Source organism: Saccharicrinis carchari (assembly GCF_900182605.1).
Taxonomy (GTDB): domain Bacteria; phylum Bacteroidota; class Bacteroidia; order Bacteroidales; family Marinilabiliaceae; genus Saccharicrinis; species Saccharicrinis carchari.
Window position 1 is genome coordinate 800045 of the sequence record NZ_FXTB01000001.1, and the last position, 26488, is coordinate 826532.

Sequence of the window (26488 nt, forward strand, 5' to 3'; positions counted from 1 at the left end):
TACACGATGACAAAGACCGATATGAAAAACGATTCGAGTTATTTTAAGAGATTCTTCAAAGCCATTACCGGCGGAAGTGCACTTTTAATGATAGCTACCTTTGTGGCCGTTGTTTGGGCCAATATTGACCACACCCTGTACGAACACACCTGGCACGACATGCTCACCATTGATGTGGGGAAGTTTCATTTAAAGATGAGCTGGCACCACTGGATAAATGACGGCCTGATGGCCATATTCTTTTTTGTGGTGGGGCTGGAGATAAAACGAGAAATAATAGCTGGTGAGCTGAGTTCTATCAAACAAGCCTCCCTGCCCATTTTTGGTGCCATTGGTGGTATGGTAGTGCCTATTTTATTTTTCTTTTTGTTTGGACTTAGCGAAGCAGCCAACAAAGGTTGGGGTGTTCCCATGGCCACCGACATTGCCTTTTCACTCGGTATTTTAAGCATGCTGGGCAAGCGCGTACCGTTGAGCCTGAAGGTATTTTTAACTGCCCTGGCCATTGTTGATGATTTAGGTGCGGTACTGATTATTGCCTTGTTTTATGGCGGTGAGCTACAATGGACTTATTTAATTATTGCAGGTGTGTTATTAGGCGTTTTGGTTATTGCCAATATGCGTAATATTCAGGACTTACGATTATATACTTTCCTGGGATTTGTTATCTGGTATTTATTTCTGGAATCAGGAACGGCAGGTCCAGGTTCCGGCTTGCACGCCACCATTGCCGGCGTATTAATTGCCTTTACTATTCCGGCCAGACCAAAGGTACATGTAGACAGCTTTTTACCACGAGTAAATACCGGACTTAAACATTTTGGCGAAATACCCCGGAGTGCCCACGAAATAGTTTTATCAGACGAACAAATGCATGCGGTTTCCAAAATAGAATATGCAGTACGCAAAGTACGCAGTCCACTACAATACATCGAACACCAGTTTCATGGCTTTATCAGTTTGTTTGTGCTGCCCGTATTTGCTCTGGCCAACGCCGGGGTAGTGCTGAGCGCGGGTCAGGACGGCGCAGATGTTCTCGGAAAGGTTTCTTTTGCTATTGCCTTTAGTTTGGTGTTCGGGAAAGTAATTGGCATTACGGCATTTGCCTGGTTGGGAGTCAGGCTCGGTTTTTCCATTAAACCGGTAGGCTCCTCGTGGATGTCTTTTGCCGGTTTGGGTCTACTGGGTGGTATTGGTTTTACCATGTCAATTTTCATTGCCAGCTTGGCCTACAAAGGTCTACCCGACATTCTGAATCAGGCCAAAATTGGCATTTTTATCGGTTCCATAGTGGCAGGTGTGGTCGGTTTTTATCTACTAAAATATTCGCTTAAAAAAGACGAAGATATGGTGAAGAATCGGCGATAATCCCCCGCCCTCCTCAATAAACCGGAAAAAGTATATCAAAGCCTGCCTGCCGCTTTGCGGCAGGCAGCTGCTTATATTGCGGGGATACGTATATGATAAGAGCTTAAAACAAAAAAAGGTGCTAATAAAAGCACCTTTTTTTGTTTTACGTCTATTAACTCCTACTACTAAGAGAATACCTCCACCTGTTTTTTTCCTTCTAAAATATCTTTGGCGTAATCTAAAATAGTAGTGTCATCGAGTTCTACAATTCCTCCATCAGGGCCGGGTTCTAAATGTATACCGACACTTTTACCTCTTTCATAATTTTTCCCTCCAAAATAATTCCGAACGGTTTCAACATTTAAATCTAATTCTTTGGCGATAGTTCTCATGCTGCCGTCTGGCAAGCTGTCTTTAAGCTTTCTCAGCTGATTAAATGTGATTGTAGTGCTCATAAGCGATATGATTTAAAATTAGAAGCGATTTAAATATAGACATTATATTCTGATAAAAAAAACATTTAAACTTTATGCAACATCCTTTAACAATATCAAAAAACCAGGCCCCTGTACCTACCTACTTCACAGTTCTGTTTCTCTATTCAACACGATTAATTATTTTATAGCTTTTAATCTTCACGATTAACCATTAGCGCTAACAAAAAGCATAGGGCTTTAACAGCGCTTAGTACAACCGATTTTGTTCTTTCCCCTCTCCTAAAATAAACACTATCCTCTATTCGCCAATTGAAACCTCCCAACAAAACTCACCATATTTAGGTATTGGATATGAATAAGGAAAAATTCATTTTTGCAGCGTAAAATATGAAAAAGACAAACCAAATATTATCGTCCGGATTTTTATTACTGGTACTGTTCCTAAATATAGGTCTAACACTCAGTTTAAACAATGGGTTGCATGCACACATCCTTAGCGATAATCAAATTCTTGTCCACTTTCATCATTCGCAAAGCGGCAAACATACGCACAACAGCATGGATGGCGAAGCTGCAAGCAATTTCGTATTTTCGACTACATTTACTTATCTAAACAACGCCTTATCCATATCCATTGAATCCAAGTTTAGCTTTGTTTTCAACAAAACTAATTTCATTTGGAAGAATAATTATCACAACCGAACAAACCACCATTCGCAATGGCGTGGCCCACCTTTAGCATAACCCATCTTTTTTAATGGTAATCACAAAGTAAGTTTACCTGCTCATCTATAAGCATTTATATTCTATTTTTATTTAATTCATAGATAAATTGGCAAAATTGGCTTGCTGTTTTTTCACCTGCCTAAATTTTAAACGCGAGATTATAAACCCGAATAATTAAATAGTTATATCTCTCGCGCAACAACTACTATTCACTAATATTTTACTCAAAATATTAAGTTGGACACCGTCGCCTGAATACAGGCAGGCAGCGGTTAAAGCTAAAAAAAGTTGTTGCGTTTACACTTAGCCTTTATTTTATCTATTTGCACCTTATGCATTATAATATAATCTTATGTTCAAATTAAAAATAATCTTCTTACTCTCATTTTTACTTTTAGTTTTACCTGTTACGGCAATAAATATGGCTCCACCGCCCTTGCAGGGAGAAATAAAAGCCCACGGTCAACCTGTGCCTTTTGCTACCGTTCAACTAAAATCCACCACTATCGGTTCTGCATCCAACATAAACGGTAAGTTCTTTTTTGAACACCTTCCCGAAGGTGACCATACCCTTGTAGTTAAATCATTAGGTCATAAAACCAAAGAAGTAAAAATTCATTTTAAGGATTCTAAGCCTTTGTCGATAGATATTGCTCTTGAGGAGGATGTACTTGGATTGGAACAAGTTGTGGTAACGGCCGATAAAACCCAGAAACGCAGGGTGGATGCTTCAATGATTGTAAACACCATGAATCCCAAGCAGCTGGCGCAAGTTCAGGCCGTCACCCTTAGCGAGGGGCTAAATTTTACCACCGGCTTACGCATGGAAAACAACTGCCAAAACTGTGGTGCCAACCAGGTACGGATGAACGGTATGGAAGGCAGCTATTCGCAAGTTTTGGTGAACGGACGTCCTATTTTTAGCGGACTGGCCAGCGTGTACGGTCTGGAGATAATACCGGCCAATATGATACAGCAGATAGAAGTGGTAAAAGGGGGTGGCTCAGCCTTATACGGCAGCAATGCCATTGCCGGCACCATTAACCTTATAACCAGCGAACCCATTAATAATAAAATTGAAGCAGGCATCAACAACGGCATTATTGGTATTAGTAAAAACCCCAGCAACGATTTAAATCTTAATTTAAACGCTTCAATTGTCTCGCAAAGTAAAAACTCAGGCATAAACGTTTACGGAACCCACAGAAACAGGGAAGCGTATGATGCCAATGGTGATACGTTTACTGAGCTGGCACAATTGAACAGCAAAACCATTGGCACCAGCATCTATCAACGTATAGGCTACCGCAACAAAATAACAATGGATTATTTCCATATCAGGGAAGAGCGACGGGGTGGCGATCTTTTGGATATGCCTGAACATTTGGCCAACATAGCCGAATCCGTTGACCATAAGATAAATACAGGATCGCTCAAATACACCCGTTTTGTGGGTGCCAATAGCGGCCAACTCTCCATGTATGCTTCTGCACAACATGTAAACAGAGGCTCATATTATGGGGCCCGATCTTATCCCGAGGGCTATGTTTTTAGCCGCCCCATGGACGACCCCGCACAATTAGCCGACGGCACACCGGATAAAAGTGCCTATGGGGCAACAACAGACCTTTCCTTCTCCTATGGTGTGCAATATAAAGGTGGTGCAGGCAAGCATAATTACATTACAGGAATTGAAAATACGGGCAGCAGGCTGGAGGATAATAAGCTAGGCTACACCGAGGATGGGATCACTTATCCTAAGGTGGCGATTTCGGATCAAAAGGTAAGTACCTGGGGAGCATTTGGACAATATGATTACACACTAAACAAACTAACAGTGTCGGCAGGAGTACGAATGGATCATTACAATATTACAGACAATGAAAGCAGTAATGCCGAACTCTCAAACACGGTTTTGAGCCCGCGTTTAAACCTTCTGTACAAACCCACAAAACAGCTTCAACTGAGAGGGAGTTATGCCAACGGCTATCGTGCTCCGCAAATTTATGACGAGGATTTACATATCGAAGTAGCCGGCAAAAGAAAGGTAATTCATCAAAATGGTGCCAACCTTAAACAGGAGAGCAGCAACAGCTTAATGGCTTCACTGTGTTATCAGGCAACAATTGGCTCTGCTGCTTTTGAGTTTATGGCCGAAGGATTCTATACGCACTTAAACGATGCTTTTGCCAATGAACAAAGTGCACCCGATGCAAATAATGTAGTAATTTACACGCGCATTAACGGTGGCGATGCCAAGGTAAAAGGAATCAATCTGGAAGCCAAATATTATCCATCGGTGAAATGGAACATTGATTTAGGCATGACTATTCAGACTAGCAAATACACTGAAGAGCAGGAATATGGCAACGGAAACTTTACCAAAGATTTTTTAAGAACACCCGATAATTATGGATACTTTACTTTTAATCTATTACCTATCCGTAATTTAACTCTATCTGCAAATGGCAGCTACACAGGTACTATGAAACTGGAGTATTACGGTAACAGTGAGGGTGGTGAGATAAAAGTATCGCCGGAATTTTTTGATGCAGGCATCAAGGGCGAATATAAAATTAAAATGATAAAAGGATTTGACATGAGCATTAGTGCCGGAATAAAAAATGTATTTAACTCCTATCAAGACGATTTTGACAAAGGCATTAACCGCGACCCGGCCTATATCTATGGCCCGAGCCTGCCACGCAGTGTTTATTTTGGTATTAAAGTGGGTAATTGGTTGTAATTCCGAAATACACCTGACTTTCATATACAGGATGGATGTTGTTACCATGGTAGTATTTCCTAACATAGCATGAATACCAAAACTGTACTTTAGCAAATATAAAAGGGGAGGACTAGTCGGAAACGGGTTTATATGGTATAGTTCTATTGACGATAAAACACAATCGGACCGCACCAAATATGGTAAATACCAATAGTGCTGGCTAGAGCAGAGAGGTCAACAATTTAATTGTTGACCTCTCTGCTCTTTAAGAATCAACTTTCATCTCAAGCCTATGGGTAAGAAGTAGTGCCCAGCTATGGATTGTTTTTCACTACTTCTCCCAACTTTACCTCGTAAGTCGGTAGTTGCTTATCAACACTTACCTGCGGATTGCCCCATAAATAAATACTTCCGGCAGCAGCCATCTCCACCACTAACTGTTCGGTGGCAAAAACATAAGCCGGATTTACCGATCGTTGGGTATAGTTTACTTTGTGGGCAAGCAGATTCCGTGCATCTATTGAGGTGAGTCCCTCAGAAATTACCCTAAACGTTTCTACCTCTCCCCTAAAAACGTGTGTGCCGGCATTGCTGCCGTAAGCTGCAATGGACAAGCTATTGGCTTTAATGGTAATATCACTAGCGGTAAATGCACCTCGTCCATTAATCACCATCGAAAAATGGTTCAGCCTTAAGGTATCTTTTGTTACAATCTCAGCAGGCCAGTTAGAGGTCAATATTTTAAACGAAGGAGCATGCAGTATCACTTCGGCTGCCTGTTTTTTTCTAAAACCGGCACCATCGGCTTCAAGGTAAATAATTTTTCCCACCTGCTTTATATTTAGCCTCGACAGCACAAAACCAAGTCCCTGAAGCCTGGCATGGTAAACACTGTCGTTTTTTAATATCAATTTCACTGAAGTGTCTATCACCACCTCATCAAAGGGTTTTAACGGTAATGTAGAAAATAGTATCTCATCTTCACTGGTGAGTGCATCAATATAATCGCAGCCCAAAATACTTCCCAGTAAAAATATTATTAAGGCAAAACCATAAGTTTTCATAAAACATTTTTTTTGTAATTAAAGCGGTATCCTAAGCCAAACTCCAAAAATTCGGCTCTGAAGAAACTGCCTTTGATACTAAAGTTTGCAACAAAATTTGAGGTAATACTTTGCCGCAGACCCACACGGGGATAAAAAGCTTGTGGCGTATCAATTTGAGAATAAAGATAAGCACCCACATACACAAAAGCAGTAGTTGAGCCCATTATCCACTGCTTTCCGCCACTGACTCCGTAAAATAGCCGCTGTGCTCCTGTATCCTGATGATTAAACTCTTGATAAACAAAGGGAGCTGCACCAAAATAAATCATATCCAGCCCGGCACCCCAAGCCGATTTTACCGAACGATGCCATATATGGTGTATACTGAGACTGCCAGATGAATACAGGTTGAAGTTATAATCGGCCGCCTGACTACGACCATAATTCATAAATACTTCTACATCCCGCCGGTTGCTTGGCAGGGCAACCTTTCTGCTTAACCTTGGCGATAAATGAGGTTCAAAATGATAACTGGCCCCTAAACTTAATGTAAACGTATTAATGCCGTTATTGGGCTTACGACTGGCTCCGTTCGACATATGATTTAATGAAGCAGAAGCACTTACAGACCAATCTTTTAATACTCGATAAGAGGAGTACAATCCCAAACCAACGTAGGCATTCAGGTAGGTGCCAAAAATTTGATTTTCAGGATTATGTTGGTAATCAAATGGCCGGTTGGTATACCCCAGGCCTAATGCCAACTTATTTTTCAACGAAAAGCGAGGTGTGCGCACGATAGGAAAATGAAGGTATGGATATAGTGTTAATCCTTGACCGTAGATATGCGGATTACCGTACGAATTGTAAAAGAATCCTATACCCACCTCCGGAAAATTATACCACTGCTGCCAGCCGCTTTTATCAAATCGCAATAAGGCATAGTTGACCTCAACTCCTCTCGAAAAATCATCGATAAAGTAAATCATATTGGCATGATGTGGAATCACAATTCCATGATGATAAAGCACCGATACTGAGTGTTGGTTTGGTGGAGTTGAATTGTTGGGTACTTGTCCAAAAACTTCGGTGCTACGCAATATTCCGGCACCCATTATGCATATCAAAACAAGCGAAAGTCTGCAGATATATATATTTATTCTCAAGGTTAGCTGTAGTGGCATACTCGTAATAGCTGTTTAGGTTTTACGCTGCAAAAATGCAAAACTCTACTTAATCATCCCTTCTTTTTTACCTGTATTTATTTTCCAAGTCAGCTTCCCTTAGATTTTCATCTGGCTTTTTGATTTTAACATTTTCTATTGCGACGACCTTTTTGCGCCTTTTGTTTAAATTAGTTTGCACGTCATAATTATCTTAAATAAAAAAAGAAGTACCCGTATGGCATAAACAATAAAATTGGATGTTACAGTTTTAGCCAAACCATAATGGTACTTTATCCGTAGCGCTTAAGAGATCGGCCCACCACACGAATTACCTCTTTTCTAAATAAGTAGATAAAGTAACCTTCATTGGTATTTCCATACCCTGAGGCATCTGGGCATTTCCTTTCATAGATACAACACCTTGAATTTGTTGTTTCTGTTTACCACTCACAAACCAGCCATCGTTTTGACTAAGCACAAACTCAGAATCTTGATTCCCTGTTAGATTAATGTTCATTTTCATGCCATTCATTTCGGTCTCTCCGCCTTCGGTAGTAATATTGCCATTGCCTTTTAACTTCCATTGCTTATTTGATGCATCGGCTAAAGTCCATGTATTGTTCAGATCGGCATTTAGTCCGGAAGCTAATTTGGTGCTGGTACTCCAATTGTCGCCCACTTTTTTATTTGCCACAGGATAAATAGAAAGCAGCATTGCCATATTGCCTGTAAGTGCCTCTGCTCCAAAGTGACTCGAGAGGGTTTTTCGCATCATCGCTGCCATTTGCGGTTGTACATTCTCCATTGATTTAACGGCCTCATGGATAATCCTGTCAATCCCTTCAATCCTCAACACTTTACCTTGAGGGGTAATCACCATTTTAAAATCTTTGCCGATAACAGCGCTATACAGCTTTGCCATATTATCGTTCGGATCTAAGGGTTTTGAAGAGTCATAGTCGAGGTTAAACATCATACTCTTCACACTTACAATCATGGATTCGAAGGAAGTGTTTAAAACGATGTTACTTCCCTCATTCCCTACCGGTGTAAAACGCGTTATACCCTTAAATTCATTGTTTATTTCCTGATCGATAAAGCCCAATGACTGCACGATTTTCATTTTTGTTTCCTGATAAAAACGATAATCTTGTCCTTTTTTCAGATTGTATTTAAGATTGTACGATTGAGCATTTATTGTTATTGCACCCACAACGAGCACAAATAATGCTAAAAAAATATTTTTCTTTTTCATATCTCACTATAAATATTTGTTCATAAGCATCGCAAAATACATCTTATCTTGGTATTTTACAGAAAGCATAGGAAAAAAATGCTGATTAATGTAGTTCCTGTTTTACTAAAACTGTGCCACGCGCACATACCATGTTCCTTTTTATTACTTTTGCCCAAAATACGAAACCATGAAGGGAACACTCTATTTAATACCCACCACCCTGGGCGATTCGGCAATCAGCAGCGTAATACCGGCCGATGTTGTTGTATTGTTAAAACAGATAAAATTTTTTATTGTTGAAGACATCCGCAGCACCCGACGTTATTTAAAAAAAGCAGACAAGTCAATTAACATTGACGAGCTTACTTTTTTCGAGTTAAACAAGCATACAACAGTCCAACAGAAAAGCAGCTATTTAAATGTGGTCAGAAAAGGCAACAATGTAGGTGTTATTTCAGAAGCCGGCTGTCCCGGAGTGGCCGATCCGGGTGCCGACATTGTGGCGGCCGCACACCAACAGAATATTAAAGTGGTGCCCTTGGTAGGGCCTTCTTCAATCCTACTGTCGCTAATGGCCTCTGGCTTGAACGGACAGAGCTTTGCTTTTCATGGCTATCTGCCTATCAAATCGGGCGAAAGAGCCAAGGCCATCGCCCAATTGGAAGGACGCTCGATACGCGAAAAGCAGACCCAAATTTTTATAGAAGCACCCTATCGCAACAATCATCTTTTAAAGGATATATTAGCCGTTTGTAATGCCAAAACAAAAGTAGGTGTGGCCTGCGATATTACACTGAAAACAGAATTTATAAAAACAAAATCGGTGGCGCAATGGAAAGGCAGTTTGCCTGAACTGCATAAAAAGCCAACCATATTTTTGATACAAGGATGATGTAAAAAAGCATCAAAACTTTAAGTACAAACGGTAAATTATATACTGTCTGGAGCACAAGTAAAAGCAGGTGAAGGCATACCCTGATTGAAGATAGACATAATGTGAAATTACAACATTATTCGTTTGCTTGTACTATAAAGTTAATGCCTTATGTGGAAATATAAAACACATTACCTGCGCTGTATTGTTTTTGCCGAATAGGACTTCTGATTTAAAGAATCTTAATACTTGCTGCACTTTAGGGAATTTTTGATACTTTTACGCTTCAATTTTGAAAAGGATAATAAAAGATTATGTCGCAAAAAACAGAGCAACAGTTTGAGCATGTAATTAATGTGTGCAAAGACATTTTTAAAAATAAAATGATAGATTATGGCACTGCCTGGCGCATCCTTAGGCCCTCATCGGTGACCGATCAAATATTTATCAAAGCAAAGCGCATCCGAAGCATACAAACCAAGGGTACGAGCAAGATAGATGAAGGGATACGCTCAGAATTTATTGGTATTATCAATTATGCTTCCATGGCGATTATACAATTAGAATTGGGCCCCACTGACCAACCCGTTATGGATAAAGATGAAGCCCTAAAACTTTATCTCGATAATCTGTACAAAGCCAAAAACCTGATGTGCGACAAAAACCACGATTACGATGAAGCATGGCGCAGCATGCGCATCAGCTCATTTACCGACCTGATATTGATGAAATTGCATCGCACCAAAGAAATCGAAGATAACCAGGGACAAACCATTATTTCGGAAGGCATCGATGCCAACTATCTGGATATGATTAATTATGCCATATTTGCCATGATTCAGTTAGATTTTCCCGAACCACCAATTTCAAAAGATAAATAACCTATGGCCAGATTTTTATTTGTAATCAGTAGAATAATAGTAGGTGCCGTTTTCGTGTTTTCAGGCTTTGTTAAAGCTGTGGATCCGGTAGGTAGTGCTATAAAATTTAGCGATTACCTGGGTTCTTTTGGCATGGAGGCTGTAATAGGCGTAGCTATGCCGGCAGCCTTTGTAATATCCGCCTTGGAATTTTTAACCGGACTGCACTTGCTCATTGGTATCCGCATAAAAACATCATCCACATTGGCATTGCTGTTTATGGTGATTTTTTTACCGCTTACCTTGGGTATTGCCATTTTTAACCCCGTTACCGATTGCGGTTGTTTTGGCGATGCGGTTAAACTAAGCAACTGGCAAACCTTTTTTAAGAATATCGTTGTTATGTTACCGGTTCTGTATCTGTTTTTTAACCGTAACAAATTCAATGATAACATTTCGGTTTTTAAAAAATTAGTGGTCACCCTTATTTTTACCATCGGCATCCTCACTGTTTCCTATTACAGTTTACAGCACCTGCCTATCATTGATTTCCGTCCGTATAAAATTGGTAAAAACATTACCGAAGGAATGACTATTCCGGAAGGTGCCCAACAAGCCGAATACGAAACTACTTTTTTAATGGAGAAAGATGGTGAGCAAAAAACTTTTACCACTGAAAATTATCCATATACCGATTCATCCTGGGTATTTATCGATACCCATACCGAAATCCTGCAAAAAGGTTATGAGCCGCCCATTCACGATTTTGTTCTGAACGACTCGGAAGGCAACGACCAGGCCTCCAGAATATTAAACAGCGACAGCCCGGTTATCTTGATTATCTCGCCACAGGTGGGAAAAGGAGAATGGAAAAACAAAGCGCAGTTGGTGCAGATAAAAGATCAGGCGGCAGCACAAGGCATACAAACTTATTTTTTAACAGCCTCGGCAGACGATGCCATTACAAAATTTGAAATGGACAGTGGCGCAGGCTTTGAATATCTGAACGCCGACGAAACGATGCTAAAAACAGTAATACGATCCAACCCCGGGATGGTTTTGTTACAGAAAGGAACGGTGGTGGGTAAATGGCATCACAACGATATACCCAAAGTGAAGGAATTTAAAAACCCTGTATCGTACGGATTAAGCCAACTTTTGTGCACACAAAACACATTAAGCGTACTGGCACTTTTTTTTGCCGGAGTACTTATTGTTTTACTGCTGATGCGAAAAGAGAAGTAATTTTAAATTAAATAATAAATATTTTTACGATGAGACAAAACATTGTTGCCGGAAACTGGAAAATGAACAAGACCCTGCAAGAAGGGGTAGCCTTAGCTAGCGAATTAAATAAAATATTAGCTTCAAAAAAGCCCAATTGCGATGTAGTAATTGGTGTACCTGCCACACACATTACCGAAGTGGTTAAAACAGTGGATAAAAATAAAATTGGTGTTGCTGCACAAAACTGTGCCAATAAAGAGTCTGGTGCCTACACGGGAGAGATTTCTGCTGCCATGGTAAAATCAACAGGCGCAGGCTATGTAATCCTGGGTCACTCCGAAAGAAGAGAGTACTTCGGGGAGACCAATGAAACATTAAAAGAAAAAACAGATTTGGCACTGGCCAACGACCTCACTCCTATCTTCTGCATTGGCGAGGTGCTGGAAGAAAGAGAAGCCAACCAACAAAACCAGGTGGTTAAAGCCCAGATTGAAGAAGCCTTGTTTCATCTGTCTGCAGATGCCTTTGCTAAAATAATTTTAGCCTACGAACCCGTTTGGGCCATTGGAACCGGTAAAGTGGCTACACCCGAGCAGGCACAAGAAATCCACGCCTACATCCGCTCGGTGATTGCCGATAAGTTTGGCGCCGAGGTAGCCAACAATACCTCTATACTTTACGGGGGAAGCTGTAAACCAAGCAACGCCAAAGAACTATTTGACAATCCCGACGTTGACGGTGGCTTAATCGGAGGCGCTTCGTTAAAGGCAGAAGATTTTGTAGGTATTATTGATGCTTTTTAAGTCGTAGTGCATTACCGCTAACTATAACGACACAAATATCAAAAGCCATCCCCATCGTGGGAATGGCTTTTGTTTATTTATACCACCACCTGATATAAACCTCACCTGCGGTTGACAGGAACGCCGCATTTAGTTATCTTGACAATCCGTATCAACTCGATAGCCTTTCGAAAGAGCATACCCGATCGGCTCCACCACGGTGTAAAACTGCCGTGAATGTCCGTTCCCATTAAAATAAAACTGTTGAGGATGAAAAAGAAACGCATAACCATCGACGGATTATCCATTGCGTACCTACAAGCCGGCGATGGCTCAAAGCACCTGATGCTTTTGCACGGCAACTCCCTAAGCTCCGATTCTTTTGTAAAGCAGATGAAGGACAACTTTGAGCTGTCCATCCAATTTGATTACGAAAGTTTGTTCCAGTATTAAACCGGCATCATCACCCCCGCTACCCTGGAACGCCTGACGGGTATACATCGAAAACAAATATGGAGTTACATGCACGGCAAAAGCAAGCCCCGCAAACCTCAGGTTAATAAAATATCAGCAGCACTGCACAAACTTGGCCAGGAGTTGGTTAGGGTTGAATTGTGATAAAAATATTATAATCCAACATTATAAAAACTCAATATAAAAACCATTTGCATTATAATTATTTAGTTCGTAAGTTTGCGAACTAATAAAACTTTACTAACTTTGCACACCTACATCTTAAAATAATAACCAATGGATAACGAAGATAGAATTAAAAAACAAAAAGAGTTGGTAGAAGAGTTGGGCAGATACTTCGACAAAGAGGGTATGCAGCCCATTGCCGGGCGTATTCACGCTTTGCTTATGGTGATGGATAAAGAGAAATTTACCTTTGAAGAGATAGTTGAGGAGCTGCGCATCAGTAAAAGTTCGGCGAGCGTTGCATTGCGAAACCTTGAAATAAGAGGAAATATAGAATATGTGACTTTGCCCGGCGACCGTAAAAGGTATTTCCAAATTAAAAAACACAACACCTCTACCCTGATTGACGAATTTGTTAAGAAAACAAAGCTTTTTAAAGAACTGGTCGAAAATGTTGTAGAGCTAAAGGAAGATAAACAATCCATGAATGCTCAATTTATGATGGATATGATTAAAATGATTGATTGCTTTATAGATAGAATGGAAATCAAAAAGTGAATTAAACCTGAAGAACAGTAAGTAGTAAGCACCAAATATTTTTTTACAATTTTGGTTCGATTAATTACAAACCAATTATATAGTTATGAATGTGAGAGTATTTTATGTATGTTTTATATTGTTGTTGGGGAGCATATTAAATGCGCAAGAAAAGCAGATAAGCCTCAATCTAAAGCAAGCGCAGGAGTATGCCTTGCAACATAATAAAAACCTAATGAACGCCAAAAGCGACTTGCTTATCGCTGCGGAAGACGTGAGAGAAGCCCGAAGCGCAGGCTTGCCCCAAGCGGAGGGAACCATGGATTACATGACCAACTTTAACTACAGTTTTAACTTTGGTCCGGGATCCGAAATTGTAATGGAAGATCAGATGAACGCCAAACTACAGGTTTCGCAATTGATTTTTAGCGGACAGTATTGGGTAGGTTTAGAGACCGCTAAAATAGCCCGTCGTATCGCAGAAAAAAATATTGAACTAAGCGAAATGGATGTGCGCGAAAACATCAGCAATTCCTATTACTTAATATTGGTTACAAAAAAGCTGTTGCAGATAGTGAATGAAAATGAGCTGAACCTGCAAAATATGCATGAGCATACCCGCAACATGTTTAAAATGGGATTGGCGGAGCGCAGTGATGTGGATCAAATCAGCATCAACCTTTCCGAAATAGTAAATACCCGAAAATCGATGGAGCGCAACCTGCAGCTCAACTACAACATGCTGCGACTTTGGTTGGGAGTTGAATCGGAGGAAGAAGTGGTGCTCACCGAAAAGTTGGACGACATTATATCGCAAATGGAAGGCAGGAACTTAATTGATCCTAACCTGGATATAAGCGACAACCCAAATTACCAGATTATGTTAGTGCAGGAGGATCTAGGCCATAAAAATATCCAGATGCAGCGCTGGGCCTATGCCCCCACCATTAGCGGCTTTTACAGCTATACCGAAAAAATAATGAAATCAGACTTCGACCTGAGCCCCAAAAACGTGGCCGGCATCAACTTAAACATCCCTCTTTTTTCGGGTTTATCGCGTAAGGCACAACTCTCGAAAGCCAAGGTGGAATACGACAAAATTAAAAGGAGTACCCAATTACTCGAAGAGCAACTCACCTTGCAGGAGAGGCAATTGATATACGAAAAAAATAACGCCTACGAAAATTACATCACCCAAAAACAAAACGTTGAAGTTTCGGAGCGTGTGTTCCAAAGCATGAATAACAAATACAAGCAGGGTCAAATATCCAGCTTGGAGCTTACGCAGGCCAATAGCAATTACTTACAGGCCGAAAACAACTACGTAAGCTCCGTCCTGCAATTTTTGCAGTCGATGCTACAATTAGATAAATTATACAATAACCTTTAGTAAAACATATTAAAAAGATGAAAGCAAAAACATATAACACCTGTTTTCAATTTAATTCGAGCGCAGTATTACAACGATTCTATTTGGGTTTAGGAATATTGCTGTCCGTAATTTTAGTAGCGTGCGGAGAATCAAAAAGCACCGATAATAAAGCAGCAGAAGACGAAAATGCTATTCCGGTAAGTGTACAAAGCGTACAAAAAGAAAATATTATCCGAACACTCGATTATACGGCTACCCTCAATGCTTTTACCGAGATACACGCTGCCCCCGCTTCACCGGGACGTATTTCTAAAATAAACGTAGAGGTGGGCAGCAGAATAAAAAAAGGACAGGTATTGGTGCAAATGGATCGTACCCAGCTAACGCAAGCCCGTTCGCAATTAGAAAATGCCCGTTATAACTTTGAACAGATAGATACTCTTTTTAGTCTGCAAAGTATTTCGGAACAACAATACGAACAAGCCAAAACACAATACGAAGTAGCCAAGGCTAACGTGGATTTTTTAAAAGAAAACACCACCTTGCTCTCCCCTATTAACGGGATTGTTACGGCCAAATATTACGAAGACGGAGAAATATATTCGGGCGCACCCAATACCGAAGTCGGTAAAGCAGCCATACTAACGCTAATGCAAATAAATCCTTTAAAAGCCATGGTAAATATATCACAGAGTCATTTTCCCGAATTAAAAAAAGGAATGGTGGCCAAGGTACACACCGACATTTACCCTGAGCAGGTTTTTGATGGCAGTGTGTATAAAATTTACCCCACCATCAATGCGGCTACACGCACCTTCCCTACTGAAGTGTTAGTAAAAAACAACAATGAAATTTTACGCCCCGGAATGTTCAGTACAATAAAAATAGAACTGCACCCCGAAGATATTTTGGTAGTACCGGCTATCGCTGTTCTCAAACAGGAAGGAACCAGTAAACGCTTTATTTTTGTTAACCAAAACGGTACAGCAAAGCAAATACAGGTTAAATTAGGCAAACGTATCAATGACAAAATTGAGGTGATTGCTGACGAAATTAAAGAAGGTATGGAAATCATCGTGGAAGGACAAGCCAATCTGTTAAATGGCTCCAAGCTGAAAATTGTAAAGTAAGGTTCAATCGTTTTCATTTAAAACACCTTTTAACTCTTCAAATACATTAACATCACCCCCCACTAAAACATAATATTATGAGCATATATGGAAGTGCGGTAAAAAAACCGATAACCACCATAATGGTATTTGTTGCCATCCTGGTATTTGGTGCTTATTCACTGGTAAAATTACCGGTGGATATTTATCCTGATATTGAGTTCCCGGCAATAACGGTTCTCACCACTTATTCGGGAGCCAATGCCGCCGACATCGAAACCAACATATCAAAACCCATTGAGGACGCGTTGAACACCATCGACAACGTAAAAACCATTACGTCCGTTTCGCGCGATAATATCTCGGTGGTTTCGCTTGAGTTTGAGTACGAAACCGATTTGGCCGAGGCAGCCAACGACATCCGCGATGCCATGGGCTTATTAGAAGATAACTTGCCCGAAGAAGCGGATAAATCAACGATCTTCAAGTTTAGCTCCAGCATGATTCCCATTCAAATGTATTCCATCACCGCAGATGAAAATTATGAGGGACTTGCCAAAATTTTAGACAAAAGAGTAATCAACCCCCTCAACAGGATTGAAGGTATTGGCTCAGTTATGCTGATGGGCACACCCACGCGCCAAATACGCATTGAGGTAAACCCCCGCAGACTCGAGGCCTATGATATGACCATTGAGCAGATTGGCAATATCCTACGGGCCGAAAATTTAAATATGCCTACCGGAAATATTAAAATGGGTCAGTTAAATTATCCCTTGCGTGTAGAGGGTGAATTTGAGAACAGCGAACACGTTAAAAATGTGGTGCTGGGCAATTTTAATGGACAAGCCATTTACCTTAAAGATGTGGCCACCGTAATTGATGGCCCAAAAGAGATGACCCTGGACGAACGTATCAACGGCAAACGCGGGGTGCGCATGATGGTGATGAAACAATCGGGTGCCAATACAGTAAAAATTGCACGCGAGGTAAACCAAAAAATGGAAGAGCTGCGAAAAACCCTGCCTTCGGACCTGCATATCGAAACTATTTTTGATACCAGCGAATTTATTCAAGGATCTATCAGTAACCTTACCAACACCCTGATGTATGCCCTCATTTTTGTTACGCTGGTGGTATTACTGTTTTTAGGACGTTGGCGCGCCACCTTTATTATTGTGCTCACCATCCCTATATCACTGGTGGTATCCTTTATTTATTTATATGTCACCGGCAGCTCCATCAATATTATATCCCTCTCGGCACTATCCATAGCCATTGGTATGGTGGTGGACGATGCCATTGTGGTGCTCGAAAACATATCCAAGCATATCGATCGTGGTGCCAGTCCGCGCGAAGCGGCCATTTATGCTACCAACGAGGTTTGGTTGGCGGTAATTGTAACTACATTGACCGTTGTGGCTGTGTTTTTCCCTATGACTTTGATTAGCGGGATGACCGGTGTGCTGTTTCGCGAATTGGGCTGGATAGTTACCATAACCGTGGTTACCTCCACCCTGGCAGCCATTACCCTTACCCCCATGTTGAGCGCCCAGTTGCTCAGGCTGAAGAAAAAAGAAACTAAACCTAAACGCTTCAGTTTTGATGCGGTGATGCTTCCTCTTTTTAAGCGTTTGGATAACTGGTATGGGAATGTGCTGGGATGGAGCCTTCAACACAAATCATTGGTTACCGGGGTGGCTCTGGTACTATTTGTAGGTACTTTGTTCCTGGGCGCTAAGCTGGGCACCGAATTTATGCCCGAAACAGATGAAGGACGATTGACGATGTCCGTTGAGCTGCAATCCGGAACACGGGTAGAAAAAACCGTTGAGCTGGCCCGTAAGATAGATGCCATAATACAGTCGTACCCGGAAGTAAAGATAGTATCTACCTCTGCCGGTAGCGACGAGGAAAGTAGTATGATGGCCATGTTCCAATCTACCGGATCCAACCTGATCAACTACACCATAAGTTTAAAGGACGTGGAAGAAAGGGAAAGATCGGTATGGGATATTGCCGAGCAGATACGCAACGACATAGCAGGATTTCCGGAAATTACCGACTTTAATTTAACCACCGGAGGCGGAAGCGCCATGGGCGGAAACACCGTTGATTTGGAGATTTATGGTTACGACATTCAAAAATCGACCTTGTTGGCCAACGAATTTGCCAAAAAGATAGAAAGTATCAAAGGTGCCCGCGACATAAAAATAAGCCGCGAAAAGGAAAAACCGGAGCTGCGCGTTGAACTGGATCGCGAAAAAATGGCCTCGGTAGGTTTAAGCACGGCTATGGTTTCAACAGCCATGCACAACCGGGTGGCCGGACTTGTAGCCTCAAAATTCAGGGAAGAAGGCGACGAGTATGACATTCTGATTCGTTTTGCAGAGGAATTCAGAAACAGCATTACAGATATCGAAAACATTGCCCTTAAAACCGCTAACGGCCAAACCGTTCACCTGGCCGATATTGGAGATGTAAAAGAATATTGGGCTCCACCAAATATTGAACGCAAAAGACGCGAACGTATCGTAACCGTTTCGGTAACCCCTTATAAAATATCGCTGGGCGAAATGGCCAGCCGTATTCAACAGATAATAAGCGAAACAGACGTACCAAGCGAAATGCTGATTGAAGTAGGTGGAGCCTACGAAGATCAGCAGGAAGGCTTTATGGATTTAGGCATGCTGTTAATACTCAGCTTATTATTGGTGTACATTGTGATGGCCTCTCAATTTGAATCACTCAAAATGCCATTTATCATCATGTTCTCCATCCCCTTTGCGTTTACCGGGGTTATATTGGCGCTATACATTACCGGCACCACCCTAAGTTTAATTGCGGCTCTAGGTGCCATAATGTTGGTAGGTATCGTGGTTAAAAATGCTATTGTGCTGGTGGACTACATCAACCTGATGCGCGACCGTGGCTACCCACTCGATGAGGCAATTGTTATGTCGGGTAAATCCAGATTGCGACCTGTATTGATGACTGCCCTTACAACTATTTTGGGTATGCTTCCTTTGGCTCTCAGTTCAGGAAAAGGTTCCGAGATTTGGAGCCCCATGGGTATTTCGGTTATTGGAGGTTTACTATTCTCCACCGTAATCACCATGATTATCGTTCCGGTTATTTATCGTGTTTTTACCCGTCGACATGAACGCAATAAAAACAAAAGCATTGAATCTGAACTTAATTTTATAGATAATTAAAAGTGGCAGATCGCAGATGGCGATTGGCGGATGGCAGGAAACTCTTAACATTTGTTAATCATTAGTTAAGTTCGATTTGAAATTACTTTGTGCAATAAGTACGGACAAAAACAGGTAAGTAAAATAAACAAATAATGCACATATACCCCGAAAGGGGTTAAATATAAATAACCCCGGGTAAAACCCGGGGTGTTTTACGCAATCGAAATCCGACGCACTACAGTTCTCATTATATATTGACAGCAACTTTGCGTCGGAACATGGTAAAAATCTCATTTAAACAAGTAATAACTGACCATTAAAAATGGTTAAGTACAATCAGCCCAAAAACATAAAACATTCAACATGAAATCAATACTAATTATATACAACCAGGCACACACCGAAAAGGTGGAATTTATGCTTGATCATCTTGGCATAAAAGGATTTACAAAATGGAATGATGTAGCAGGGCGAGGCTCTCGAGGCGGTGAACCTCACATGGGTACGCACACCTGGCCCGAAATGAATTCGGCCATGCTCACCATTGTAGAAGACGATAAAGTGGATATCGTGTTGGAAACCGTTCAAAAACTGGATGCCATCAACGAAGAAGTTGGCGTGCGGGCTTTTGTTTGGGATATTGTACAAAGCGTTTAAGGCGGCATGCTTTTACTTTGTTCCAGGTGCAACTTAAAGTTGCACCTGGAACTTATAATTAAGGAACAATATGGTCGAATAGTATATTTGTAATTTATGAACCAATAATTTCACCTTTTATGTGGGCTTCACCACATACAATAGTTAACTTTGCATCTTTTACTATTATATTTTGCAAATGAACACTATTGAAACACCCCATACTTTCCATGTACCGGTAATGGGTACCGGTTTTACCATTGAATCGCCTTTAAAAATTGCTCATTACGGCATTAGCTCGGTCGTTCCGATTACCGATCATTTTATCATGGAGGAACTAATTAAAATCCACAGCGAAAAAAACGGTCTGGAATATACCCCTACCAATCCCTCCGATAGAAAAAACAGAGCCCTTATCATTAAAAATTACCTGAATCTTTTGCAAATACTGGTTCAACGTAATTTTGAAAATTTAAAGCAATCCAACTTTGAAGAGGGCAGCGAGATAAGCAAATATTTTGAACTACTCCCGCCCAACTCTCCCCTATCCAACACCTACGCACAAATGTTAGCTGCCAAGGACGATGAGAAAAAAAGTTTGCAGGAACAATTAAGAGGCATGATACGTCCGGGCGAAATTGATGTAAACATCATGACCAAACTCGACGGTGTAAATTACGACAAGAATACCCAATTGCCCATCGAGTATAACGATGCACACGCAGCTATTGAAGGTTTTGCCACCAGCGAACTGAGTTCTTCAGTGGTATTGTCGGCCGGTTTAAATCCGCGATTATATAGCCATATGGCTACTTTTAACGATTTTTTTCCTGATAAAAACGGACAGTTGCGAAAGCGCATTACACTAAAGGTAAGCGACTACCGATCAGCCATGGTGCAAGGTAGATTTTTGGCCAAGAAAGGACTTTGGGTTTCGGAGTTCAGAATTGAGTCGGGCTTAAACTGTGGTGGGCATGCCTTTGCCTCCGATGGTTACCTTTTAGGGCCTATCTTAAAGGAATTTAAAGACAACAAGGAAACCTTGGTTAACATGCTGCATAGCGAATATGTCAAAGGATTAAAATCGCAAAAAGATATCGACATAGAAAAACCTCACAAGATAATTTATACCGTTCAAGGTGGTGTGGGTGATACACACGAACACCAAATGTTACTACAGCATTACGGACTGGAATCGGTGGGCTGGGGCTCTCCATTTTTGTTGGTACCTGAAGCGGTAACTGTTGACTCCTTTACCCAAAACTTGCTCCGTGATGCCAAAGAAGAAGATTTTTATCTGAGCGACGTATCTCCTTTAGGTGTTCCTTTTAACTCGGTACGGGGCAATTGGGCCGACATTGAAAAGCAGAAAAGAATTGATGCCGGAAAACCGGGAGCCGCCTGTTTAAAAAAGTTCCTGCAATTTAACACTGAGTTCACGGATAAAACTATCTGTACGGCATCCGTTCAATACCAAAAATTAAAAATAGCTCAGCTAAAGGAAACCATCGCCAATGCGGCGGAGCTTAAAGAAAAAATAAGCAAAGTGGTAGAGAAAGCCTGTCTTTGTGTTGGGCTGGGCAACACGGTTATGGATTACCACAAGCTGGAGCTGCCCAAGGGCAAGCACGGCGTAGTAGTTTGTCCGGGACCTAACCTGGCCTATTTCAATAAAATAAGTTCCTTAAAAGAGATGATTGATCACATCTACGGTAAATCAAACAAACTTTTTAATACCGATCGTCCGAACTTGTTTATTAAGGAAATTAAAATTTACATGGATTACCTCCAAAATAAAATTGAGGAATGCAAGGATGAGTTTACGGCTCCACAAATAAAATATTTCAATACCTTTAAAACAAACATGCAGGATGGTATCGCCTATTACAAAGAGATGTTCTCGAAAGGTGATGAACTTTTAGAAAACATGCGCGATAAAGTGTTAGAAGACCTTTCGTTTTATAAAAAGGAACTGGCCGTTATGTTTGTTCCACAGGCAGCAAAATAGCTGTACAAAGTAAGTGCGATAATAGCAGAGGCAGACTTCAATTTTTGGAGTCTGTTTTTTTTGTGTTCAATAAAAAGAAAACAAGTATTACTACTCTTTATAAAACTCCCTATTTTACCTCCCTGTTTGGCTTTATTGGCTTACCCCACGAATTCGTTAATTTATTAACTACAAGCGCTATAGCACCATCTCCTGTAACATTGCACGCAGTCCCAAAACTATCCATAGCAATATAAAGTGCGATCATTAAACCAATCATTTCTTCATTAAAGCCCAGCATGGATTGCATAACACCTATGGCAGCCATAATGGCACCACCCGGTACTCCGGGGGCAGCAACCATCGCTATCCCTAACATAAAAATAAATCCTGCAATAAGCAGAAAATCAAAAGGCATGCCTTCTAAAATCATTAATGCTATTGTACATGCCGTAATTTTCATGATACTCCCCGACAGGTGAATAGTTGCGCACAACGGAATTACAAAACCTGCAATTTTTTCTGAAACACCATTTTTAAGTGTTTGTGCTAATGTAACCGGTATGGTAGCCGCGGAAGACTGGGTGCCCAGGGCAGTAAAGTAAGCCGGCATCATGGTAACTAAGAGGCGCAAAGGATTCTTTTTAGTAAGTATACCTGTAATTATATATTGCAATACCAATAGTAAAATGTGCAACACAAAAATAACACCTATGATATTTATAAATACAGAAAGGATTGAGTAGACTTTTCCGCTATAAGCCATATTGGCAAATATTCCTAAAATAAATAAGGGTAAAAGAGGTACAATAATTTTCTCAATCAACTGCATTATAATTATCTGAAAATCTTTCACCATTAATTTCAATGCAGACTCCTCCTGATATGCCAATCCTAAGCCGATTACAAATGCCAACACCAACGCTGTCATCACATCTAAAACTACCGGAATGGTAATAATAAAATAGGGCGACAATTCCCTTGCTGTCTCAGCTATTTGAGTCGTTTTATTTACATAAGACCCCAAAAGCGAAGGAAAAACATCCAAGGTAGTAAAGTAGGTCATAAAACCGGAAAAAAGCGTAGAACCGTATGCGATAGCAGCAGTTAGAATCAACATTTTTCCGGCACCTTTTCCCAAGTCCGATATGGCTGGCATAATCAGCCCCATGATAATCAAAGGAATTGAAAAATTTAAAAACTGACTAAAGAAAGCGTTAAAAGTAGCCAAAACTCTATTGACAGGCTCAGGCAAGTAAAGGCCAAAAACAATTCCAAAAACAATGGCCAAAAAAACTTTAAACAATAAGTGGGAGAATAAACGCTTCATACTAATGTTTTCTTATGATTATATGCCTCTTGTATTTTTTTAAGAGTTGGCTAATATAAAGAGAATGGATTTACCAATGAATGCCTAATACCATTTCTTTTCATCTGTTTTAATAGGTTGAAAAACTAAAGAAATTAACTTTGTAATGCTAAAAGGAAACCAACTTTACATATATTATCACACATGGATATAGATATTTTAGAATGGATTGGATATGCAGCTTCACTGATGATTGCCATATCCATAACCATGAGTTCCATCGTAAAATTTCGGATTTTAAACCTTATTGGTGCCTTAATATTTTCCTTGTATGGTTTCTTAATTGGGGCTTTACCAGTGGGTTTTATGAATCTTTTTATTGCTTTTGTGGATTTGTATTTTCTCATTCAAATATTTAAAACTAAAGAGGCATTTGAAATCCTGGAGGTGCGGCCAAACGATAATTACTTAGCCCGCTATTTGCAATTTAATGAAAGAGAAATACAACGATTTTTTCCGGGATTTACCTACAACCCCGAATGGAATGATTTGAGTTTTTTTGTGTTACGCGATATGCAGGTAGCAGGCTTATTTTTAGCGCATCGCCAAGCGGATAATGTTTTACGTGTGCGGCTCGATTATGTAGGCCCAAAATATCGCGACTTTAAAAATGGCCGCTACATTTATTCGCGCTTACGTAAATATTTTTCCGAACATGGCATTACCATGGTATTAGCCGATGCAGGCAGTAAAAACCATTTAAAATATCTAAAAAAAATAGGCTTCGAAGAGCAGCCCGATGGTTCATGTGCTAAGGTTTTAGAGAAAACCAGATAAGCTGTTCAACTAAATTGAGCAACTACAAAAACGCAAAAGACTGATTCTCAACATCCTAATTAGAACCCTAAAAAACATGCCTTTCCGCCTTATCTAAAAAGTAAAAAAAACAACATAAACTTAAAAGACCTAACATACTATTAGGCAGGCCAGTATTGACCTACAGATCGATCTATCGTCAATTAATTTAGCAAAAACACAGATGCACTATTGCATAAAGGAAAAGAAACTCTATCTTTGCATCGCTTTCAGAAAAATGATACCATTTGGTCTGGTAGTTCAGCTGGTTAGAATGCCGGCCTGTCACGCCGGAGGTCGCGGGTTCGAGTCCCGTCCAGACCGCAAACTGAAAGTAAAAATAAAGCTTAACGTGCTTTGTTTTTCACTCGGAGAATGTATTTAGAATTGTTTTTTAACTGGTCTGGTAGTTCAGCTGGTTAGAATGCCGGCCTGTCACGCCGGAGGTCGCGGGTTCGAGTCCCGTCCAGACCGCACTGTTAAAAAGCAATAAAATACCGTTACAAGCAAATGTTGGTCTGGTAGTTCAGCTGGTTAGAATGCCGGCCTGTCACGCCGGAGGTCGCGGGTTCGAGTCCCGTCCAGACCGCATTAAAAAGGGAAGCATATGCTTCCCTTTCTTGTTTTATACAGATTTACTTTCCTCTTCTAAACGATGAAGGAGCCCGGCATATTTTCCACCTTTTTCCAGCAACTGCCCATGCTTACCTCTTTCAATAATTTGACCTTCTTCCAAAACCAAAATCATATCTGAATTTTTTATGGTGCTAAGACGATGCGCCACGGCAATAACGGTTTTGCTTGCAAAAATATTGGCAATGGCTTTTTGTATATATTGCTCTGTTATGGAATCTACCGCACTGGTTGCTTCATCCAGAATAATCAACTCTCTATTACCCACAATGGCCCGGGCAAAAGCAATCAATTGCGCTTGTCCTTTAGATAAATTATCGCCGTTATCCTGAATTACAAACTCATACTTACCGGGCAGTTGTTCGATAAAATGATTGGCAAAAACAAAGGAGGCTGCCTGCTCCACATCGGCTTTTGATATAGATTGACGACCCAGGCCTATGTTAAAACCAACCGTATCGTTGAACATATAAATGTCCTGTTGCATAATCGAAATGGTTTCGCGGATGCGGGCTATGGGTATATCTGCCAGTTCGGTTCCATTAATTTTTATACTACCGCGATATCCGGTGTACGTTTTTGCCAGCAACCTGATGATAGTTGATTTACCGGATCCTGTTGTACCAACCAAGGCCATCCTTTCGCCTTTATGCAACTTAAAGCTCACGTTTTTTAACACGTCGGGAGAATCTTCTGTATAACGGAAATAAACATTATTGAACTCAATATCATGCAAAGCCAAAGGCTTCGGCATATCGCCACCTGCGTGGGTGGTGGGATCTTCCACCTTTTGCTCAAACAGCTCACTGATGTGTTCCAAGGCCGACATAGCCCGCTGAATTGTAGATATCTGCTGTGCAAACTGCTTTACGGGTATAAAAAGTCGTTCCAGGGTGGTAATAAAAACAATGAGTACACCTATGGTATAACCGTAATCCCATATTTGGATAGCGCCATACCAAATAACCAATGCGGTGGCAACAGAAGTTATTCCTTCCACAATAGAATAGAGAAAGGAATCGTAGACATTCGATTTGTTCTGCGCATCGCAAAACTCCTTGTTTAAGGCATCAAACTTATTGAATACTTTTTCCTCTGCCGAATACAACTGTACCGTTTTCATACCGTTGAGTGCTTCCTGAAGATAAGCTGCCGACTTACCCAGACTGCTGCGCGATGTATTGTAGGCCTTCCTTATTTTTTTGCGCAAGTATTTTATCGCTATTATAATTAAGGGAACAACCAATAGCAAAACAAGTGTAAGTCGCCAATTCAAGTGAAAAAGATAGGCCACTAAGGTTAGCGTTTTAATGCTGTCGGCCAGTAGACCCAGAATACCGGCAGCAAAAGACTCCGAGATTGACTCCATATCACTGGTCAGGCGCGACAATGTTACACCAATAGGTTTTTTATCGAAGTAGCTTAACGGGAAACGTAATGATTTACCGAATAATTTCTTACGGAGATCGACAATGGCCAAGCCACCGGCTTTTGAAAAGGAATAACTGTAAAACCCATCAAAAAGTATGTTTGCCAGCAAAGCTAAAGCCAACAAGGTGGTTTGCATAATTAAACCATCCACATTACCCGGTACAATATAATTGTCAACTATATTTTGAACCAACCAAAGAAAAAGTATGCCCGCAGCAGTTGTAATAGGAATGGAGGCAACACTTAAAAAAAACCATTTTTTATGCGGTTTAAAATAAACGGCAAACTCCCGGAAGAGCTCCCAGTCGTGACTATTAAAAAACTTACTTGCCCTTTTTAACATTTGCATT

21 protein-coding genes and 3 tRNA genes are annotated in these 26488 nt (G+C 40.7%); 18 read left to right on the forward strand and 6 right to left on the reverse strand.

Features of this window, described 5'->3' with window-relative positions:
• Positions 1-6 precede the first annotated feature (6 nt).
• Positions 7-1368 carry a Na+/H+ antiporter NhaA gene (gene nhaA, locus FN809_RS02850; RefSeq protein ID WP_246095411.1) on the forward strand — a complete coding sequence of 454 codons (1362 nt, stop codon included), beginning with the start codon at positions 7-9 and terminating at the stop codon, positions 1366-1368.
• Between the two features lie 167 nt (positions 1369-1535).
• On the opposite strand, the gene FN809_RS02855 is transcribed toward nhaA, so the two are convergent.
• A complete protein-coding gene (locus FN809_RS02855) occupies positions 1536-1805 on the reverse strand; it encodes a DNA-binding protein (RefSeq protein WP_142531950.1) in 270 nt (89 codons plus the stop codon).
• A gap of 369 nt (positions 1806-2174) precedes the next feature.
• Between FN809_RS02855 and FN809_RS02860 the strand changes: the two genes are divergently transcribed.
• Both FN809_RS02860 and FN809_RS02865 read left to right on the forward strand, forming a co-directional pair.
• Positions 2175-2531 (forward strand): hypothetical protein, encoded by a 357-nt coding sequence (locus FN809_RS02860; protein WP_142531951.1) that lies wholly within the window; start codon positions 2175-2177, stop codon positions 2529-2531.
• A 403-nt stretch (positions 2532-2934) separates the two neighbouring features.
• Positions 2935-5259 (forward strand): TonB-dependent receptor, encoded by a 2325-nt coding sequence (locus FN809_RS02865; protein ID WP_185957412.1) that lies wholly within the window; start codon positions 2935-2937, stop codon positions 5257-5259.
• 296 nt (positions 5260-5555) lie between these two features.
• On the opposite strand, the gene FN809_RS02870 is transcribed toward FN809_RS02865, so the two are convergent.
• The 3 genes from FN809_RS02870 to FN809_RS02880 form a co-directional block, all read right to left on the reverse strand.
• Positions 5556-6305: a GIN domain-containing protein gene (locus tag FN809_RS02870; RefSeq protein WP_142531953.1), complete on the reverse strand. Its 750-nt coding sequence runs from the start codon at positions 6303-6305 to the stop codon at positions 5556-5558.
• On the reverse strand, positions 6302-7402 hold the full coding sequence (locus FN809_RS02875; protein WP_142532309.1) for an acyloxyacyl hydrolase: 1101 nt from the start codon (positions 7400-7402) through the stop codon (positions 6302-6304). The genes FN809_RS02870 and FN809_RS02875 overlap by 4 nt, the downstream gene beginning before the upstream one ends.
• 379 nt (positions 7403-7781) lie before the next feature.
• Positions 7782-8708, reverse strand: coding sequence for a DUF6263 family protein (locus tag FN809_RS02880; protein ID WP_142531954.1), 927 nt, complete (start codon positions 8706-8708; stop codon positions 7782-7784).
• A gap of 169 nt (positions 8709-8877) precedes the next feature.
• On the opposite strand from FN809_RS02880, the gene FN809_RS02885 reads away from it, so the two are divergent.
• The 11 genes from FN809_RS02885 (at position 8878) to FN809_RS02935 (ending at position 21931) form a co-directional block, all read left to right on the forward strand.
• Positions 8878-9582 (forward strand): SAM-dependent methyltransferase, encoded by a 705-nt coding sequence (locus FN809_RS02885; protein ID WP_142531955.1) that lies wholly within the window; start codon positions 8878-8880, stop codon positions 9580-9582.
• Between the two features lie 296 nt (positions 9583-9878).
• Complete coding sequence (locus FN809_RS02890; protein WP_142531956.1) at positions 9879-10445, forward strand: DUF1599 domain-containing protein; 567 nt, start codon at positions 9879-9881, stop codon at positions 10443-10445.
• Between the two features lie 3 nt (positions 10446-10448).
• Positions 10449-11669 carry a BT_3928 family protein gene (locus tag FN809_RS02895; RefSeq protein ID WP_142531957.1) on the forward strand — a complete coding sequence of 407 codons (1221 nt, stop codon included), beginning with the start codon at positions 10449-10451 and terminating at the stop codon, positions 11667-11669.
• 29 nt (positions 11670-11698) lie between these two features.
• Positions 11699-12454: a triose-phosphate isomerase gene (gene tpiA, locus FN809_RS02900; RefSeq protein WP_142531958.1), complete on the forward strand. Its 756-nt coding sequence runs from the start codon at positions 11699-11701 to the stop codon at positions 12452-12454.
• A gap of 249 nt (positions 12455-12703) precedes the next feature.
• Entirely contained in the window at positions 12704-12886 is a 183-nt protein-coding gene (locus tag FN809_RS02905) for an alpha/beta fold hydrolase (protein WP_142531959.1), read from the forward strand.
• A gap of 297 nt (positions 12887-13183) precedes the next feature.
• The gene (locus FN809_RS02910; protein ID WP_142531960.1) at positions 13184-13630 is read left to right on the forward strand and encodes a GbsR/MarR family transcriptional regulator; all 447 of its coding nucleotides are present in this window, start codon (positions 13184-13186) and stop codon (positions 13628-13630) included.
• An 85-nt stretch (positions 13631-13715) separates the two neighbouring features.
• Positions 13716-14999 carry a TolC family protein gene (locus tag FN809_RS02915; RefSeq protein ID WP_142531961.1) on the forward strand — a complete coding sequence of 428 codons (1284 nt, stop codon included), beginning with the start codon at positions 13716-13718 and terminating at the stop codon, positions 14997-14999.
• Positions 15000-15016: 17 nt separating this feature from the next.
• On the forward strand, positions 15017-16111 hold the full coding sequence (locus tag FN809_RS02920; RefSeq protein ID WP_142531962.1) for an efflux RND transporter periplasmic adaptor subunit: 1095 nt from the start codon (positions 15017-15019) through the stop codon (positions 16109-16111).
• A gap of 77 nt (positions 16112-16188) precedes the next feature.
• Positions 16189-19305 carry an efflux RND transporter permease subunit gene (locus FN809_RS02925; RefSeq protein WP_142531963.1) on the forward strand — a complete coding sequence of 1039 codons (3117 nt, stop codon included), beginning with the start codon at positions 16189-16191 and terminating at the stop codon, positions 19303-19305.
• A 345-nt stretch (positions 19306-19650) separates the two neighbouring features.
• Positions 19651-19944, forward strand: a complete 294-nt coding sequence (locus FN809_RS02930; protein ID WP_142531964.1) for a PG0541 family transporter-associated protein — start codon at positions 19651-19653, stop codon at positions 19942-19944.
• A gap of 178 nt (positions 19945-20122) precedes the next feature.
• A complete protein-coding gene (locus FN809_RS02935) occupies positions 20123-21931 on the forward strand; it encodes a hypothetical protein (protein ID WP_142531965.1) in 1809 nt (602 codons plus the stop codon).
• Between the two features lie 109 nt (positions 21932-22040).
• On the opposite strand, the gene FN809_RS02940 is transcribed toward FN809_RS02935, so the two are convergent.
• Entirely contained in the window at positions 22041-23240 is a 1200-nt protein-coding gene (locus FN809_RS02940) for a dicarboxylate/amino acid:cation symporter (protein ID WP_142531966.1), read from the reverse strand.
• A 183-nt stretch (positions 23241-23423) separates the two neighbouring features.
• Here FN809_RS02940 and FN809_RS02945 point away from each other — a divergent pair, with 183 nt between their 5' ends.
• The 4 genes from FN809_RS02945 to FN809_RS02960 all read left to right on the forward strand — a co-directional run bounded on the left by FN809_RS02945 (position 23424) and on the right by FN809_RS02960 (position 24663).
• Entirely contained in the window at positions 23424-24056 is a 633-nt protein-coding gene (locus FN809_RS02945) for a hypothetical protein (RefSeq protein WP_142531967.1), read from the forward strand.
• 268 nt (positions 24057-24324) lie between these two features.
• Positions 24325-24398: transfer RNA gene (locus FN809_RS02950), tRNA-Asp, on the forward strand.
• 76 nt (positions 24399-24474) lie between these two features.
• Positions 24475-24548: transfer RNA gene (locus FN809_RS02955), tRNA-Asp, on the forward strand.
• A 41-nt stretch (positions 24549-24589) separates the two neighbouring features.
• Positions 24590-24663: transfer RNA gene (locus tag FN809_RS02960), tRNA-Asp, on the forward strand.
• A 36-nt stretch (positions 24664-24699) separates the two neighbouring features.
• On the opposite strand, the gene FN809_RS02965 is transcribed toward FN809_RS02960, so the two are convergent.
• Entirely contained in the window at positions 24700-26487 is a 1788-nt protein-coding gene (locus FN809_RS02965) for an ABC transporter ATP-binding protein (RefSeq protein ID WP_246095413.1), read from the reverse strand.
• Position 26488 lies beyond the last annotated feature (1 nt).

What these genes read in the sequence shown, in the direction of transcription:
- nhaA (WP_246095411.1), top strand. Translation starts at nt 7, where the DNA reads ATGACAAAGACCGATATGAAAAACGATTCGAGTTATTTTAAGAGATTC.
- FN809_RS02865 (WP_185957412.1), top strand. Translation starts at nt 2,935, where the DNA reads ATGGCTCCACCGCCCTTGCAGGGAGAAATAAAAGCCCACGGTCAACCT.
- FN809_RS02935 (WP_142531965.1), top strand. Translation starts at nt 20,123, where the DNA reads ATGAACACTATTGAAACACCCCATACTTTCCATGTACCGGTAATGGGT.
- FN809_RS02880 (WP_142531954.1), bottom strand. Translation starts at nt 8,708, where the DNA reads ATGAAAAAGAAAAATATTTTTTTAGCATTATTTGTGCTCGTTGTGGGT.
- FN809_RS02920 (WP_142531962.1), top strand. Translation starts at nt 15,017, where the DNA reads ATGAAAGCAAAAACATATAACACCTGTTTTCAATTTAATTCGAGCGCA.
- tpiA (WP_142531958.1), top strand. Translation starts at nt 11,699, where the DNA reads ATGAGACAAAACATTGTTGCCGGAAACTGGAAAATGAACAAGACCCTG.
- FN809_RS02910 (WP_142531960.1), top strand. Translation starts at nt 13,184, where the DNA reads ATGGATAACGAAGATAGAATTAAAAAACAAAAAGAGTTGGTAGAAGAG.
- FN809_RS02895 (WP_142531957.1), top strand. Translation starts at nt 10,449, where the DNA reads ATGGCCAGATTTTTATTTGTAATCAGTAGAATAATAGTAGGTGCCGTT.
- FN809_RS02885 (WP_142531955.1), top strand. Translation starts at nt 8,878, where the DNA reads ATGAAGGGAACACTCTATTTAATACCCACCACCCTGGGCGATTCGGCA.
- FN809_RS02875 (WP_142532309.1), bottom strand. Translation starts at nt 7,402, where the DNA reads ATGGGTGCCGGAATATTGCGTAGCACCGAAGTTTTTGGACAAGTACCC.
- FN809_RS02915 (WP_142531961.1), top strand. Translation starts at nt 13,716, where the DNA reads ATGAATGTGAGAGTATTTTATGTATGTTTTATATTGTTGTTGGGGAGC.
- FN809_RS02890 (WP_142531956.1), top strand. Translation starts at nt 9,879, where the DNA reads ATGTCGCAAAAAACAGAGCAACAGTTTGAGCATGTAATTAATGTGTGC.
- FN809_RS02940 (WP_142531966.1), bottom strand. Translation starts at nt 23,240, where the DNA reads ATGAAGCGTTTATTCTCCCACTTATTGTTTAAAGTTTTTTTGGCCATT.
- FN809_RS02870 (WP_142531953.1), bottom strand. Translation starts at nt 6,305, where the DNA reads ATGAAAACTTATGGTTTTGCCTTAATAATATTTTTACTGGGAAGTATT.
- FN809_RS02855 (WP_142531950.1), bottom strand. Translation starts at nt 1,805, where the DNA reads ATGAGCACTACAATCACATTTAATCAGCTGAGAAAGCTTAAAGACAGC.
- FN809_RS02965 (WP_246095413.1), bottom strand. Translation starts at nt 26,487, where the DNA reads ATGCAAATGTTAAAAAGGGCAAGTAAGTTTTTTAATAGTCACGACTGG.
- FN809_RS02905 (WP_142531959.1), top strand. Translation starts at nt 12,704, where the DNA reads ATGAAAAAGAAACGCATAACCATCGACGGATTATCCATTGCGTACCTA.
- FN809_RS02945 (WP_142531967.1), top strand. Translation starts at nt 23,424, where the DNA reads ATGGATATAGATATTTTAGAATGGATTGGATATGCAGCTTCACTGATG.
- FN809_RS02930 (WP_142531964.1), top strand. Translation starts at nt 19,651, where the DNA reads ATGAAATCAATACTAATTATATACAACCAGGCACACACCGAAAAGGTG.
- FN809_RS02860 (WP_142531951.1), top strand. Translation starts at nt 2,175, where the DNA reads ATGAAAAAGACAAACCAAATATTATCGTCCGGATTTTTATTACTGGTA.
- FN809_RS02925 (WP_142531963.1), top strand. Translation starts at nt 16,189, where the DNA reads ATGAGCATATATGGAAGTGCGGTAAAAAAACCGATAACCACCATAATG.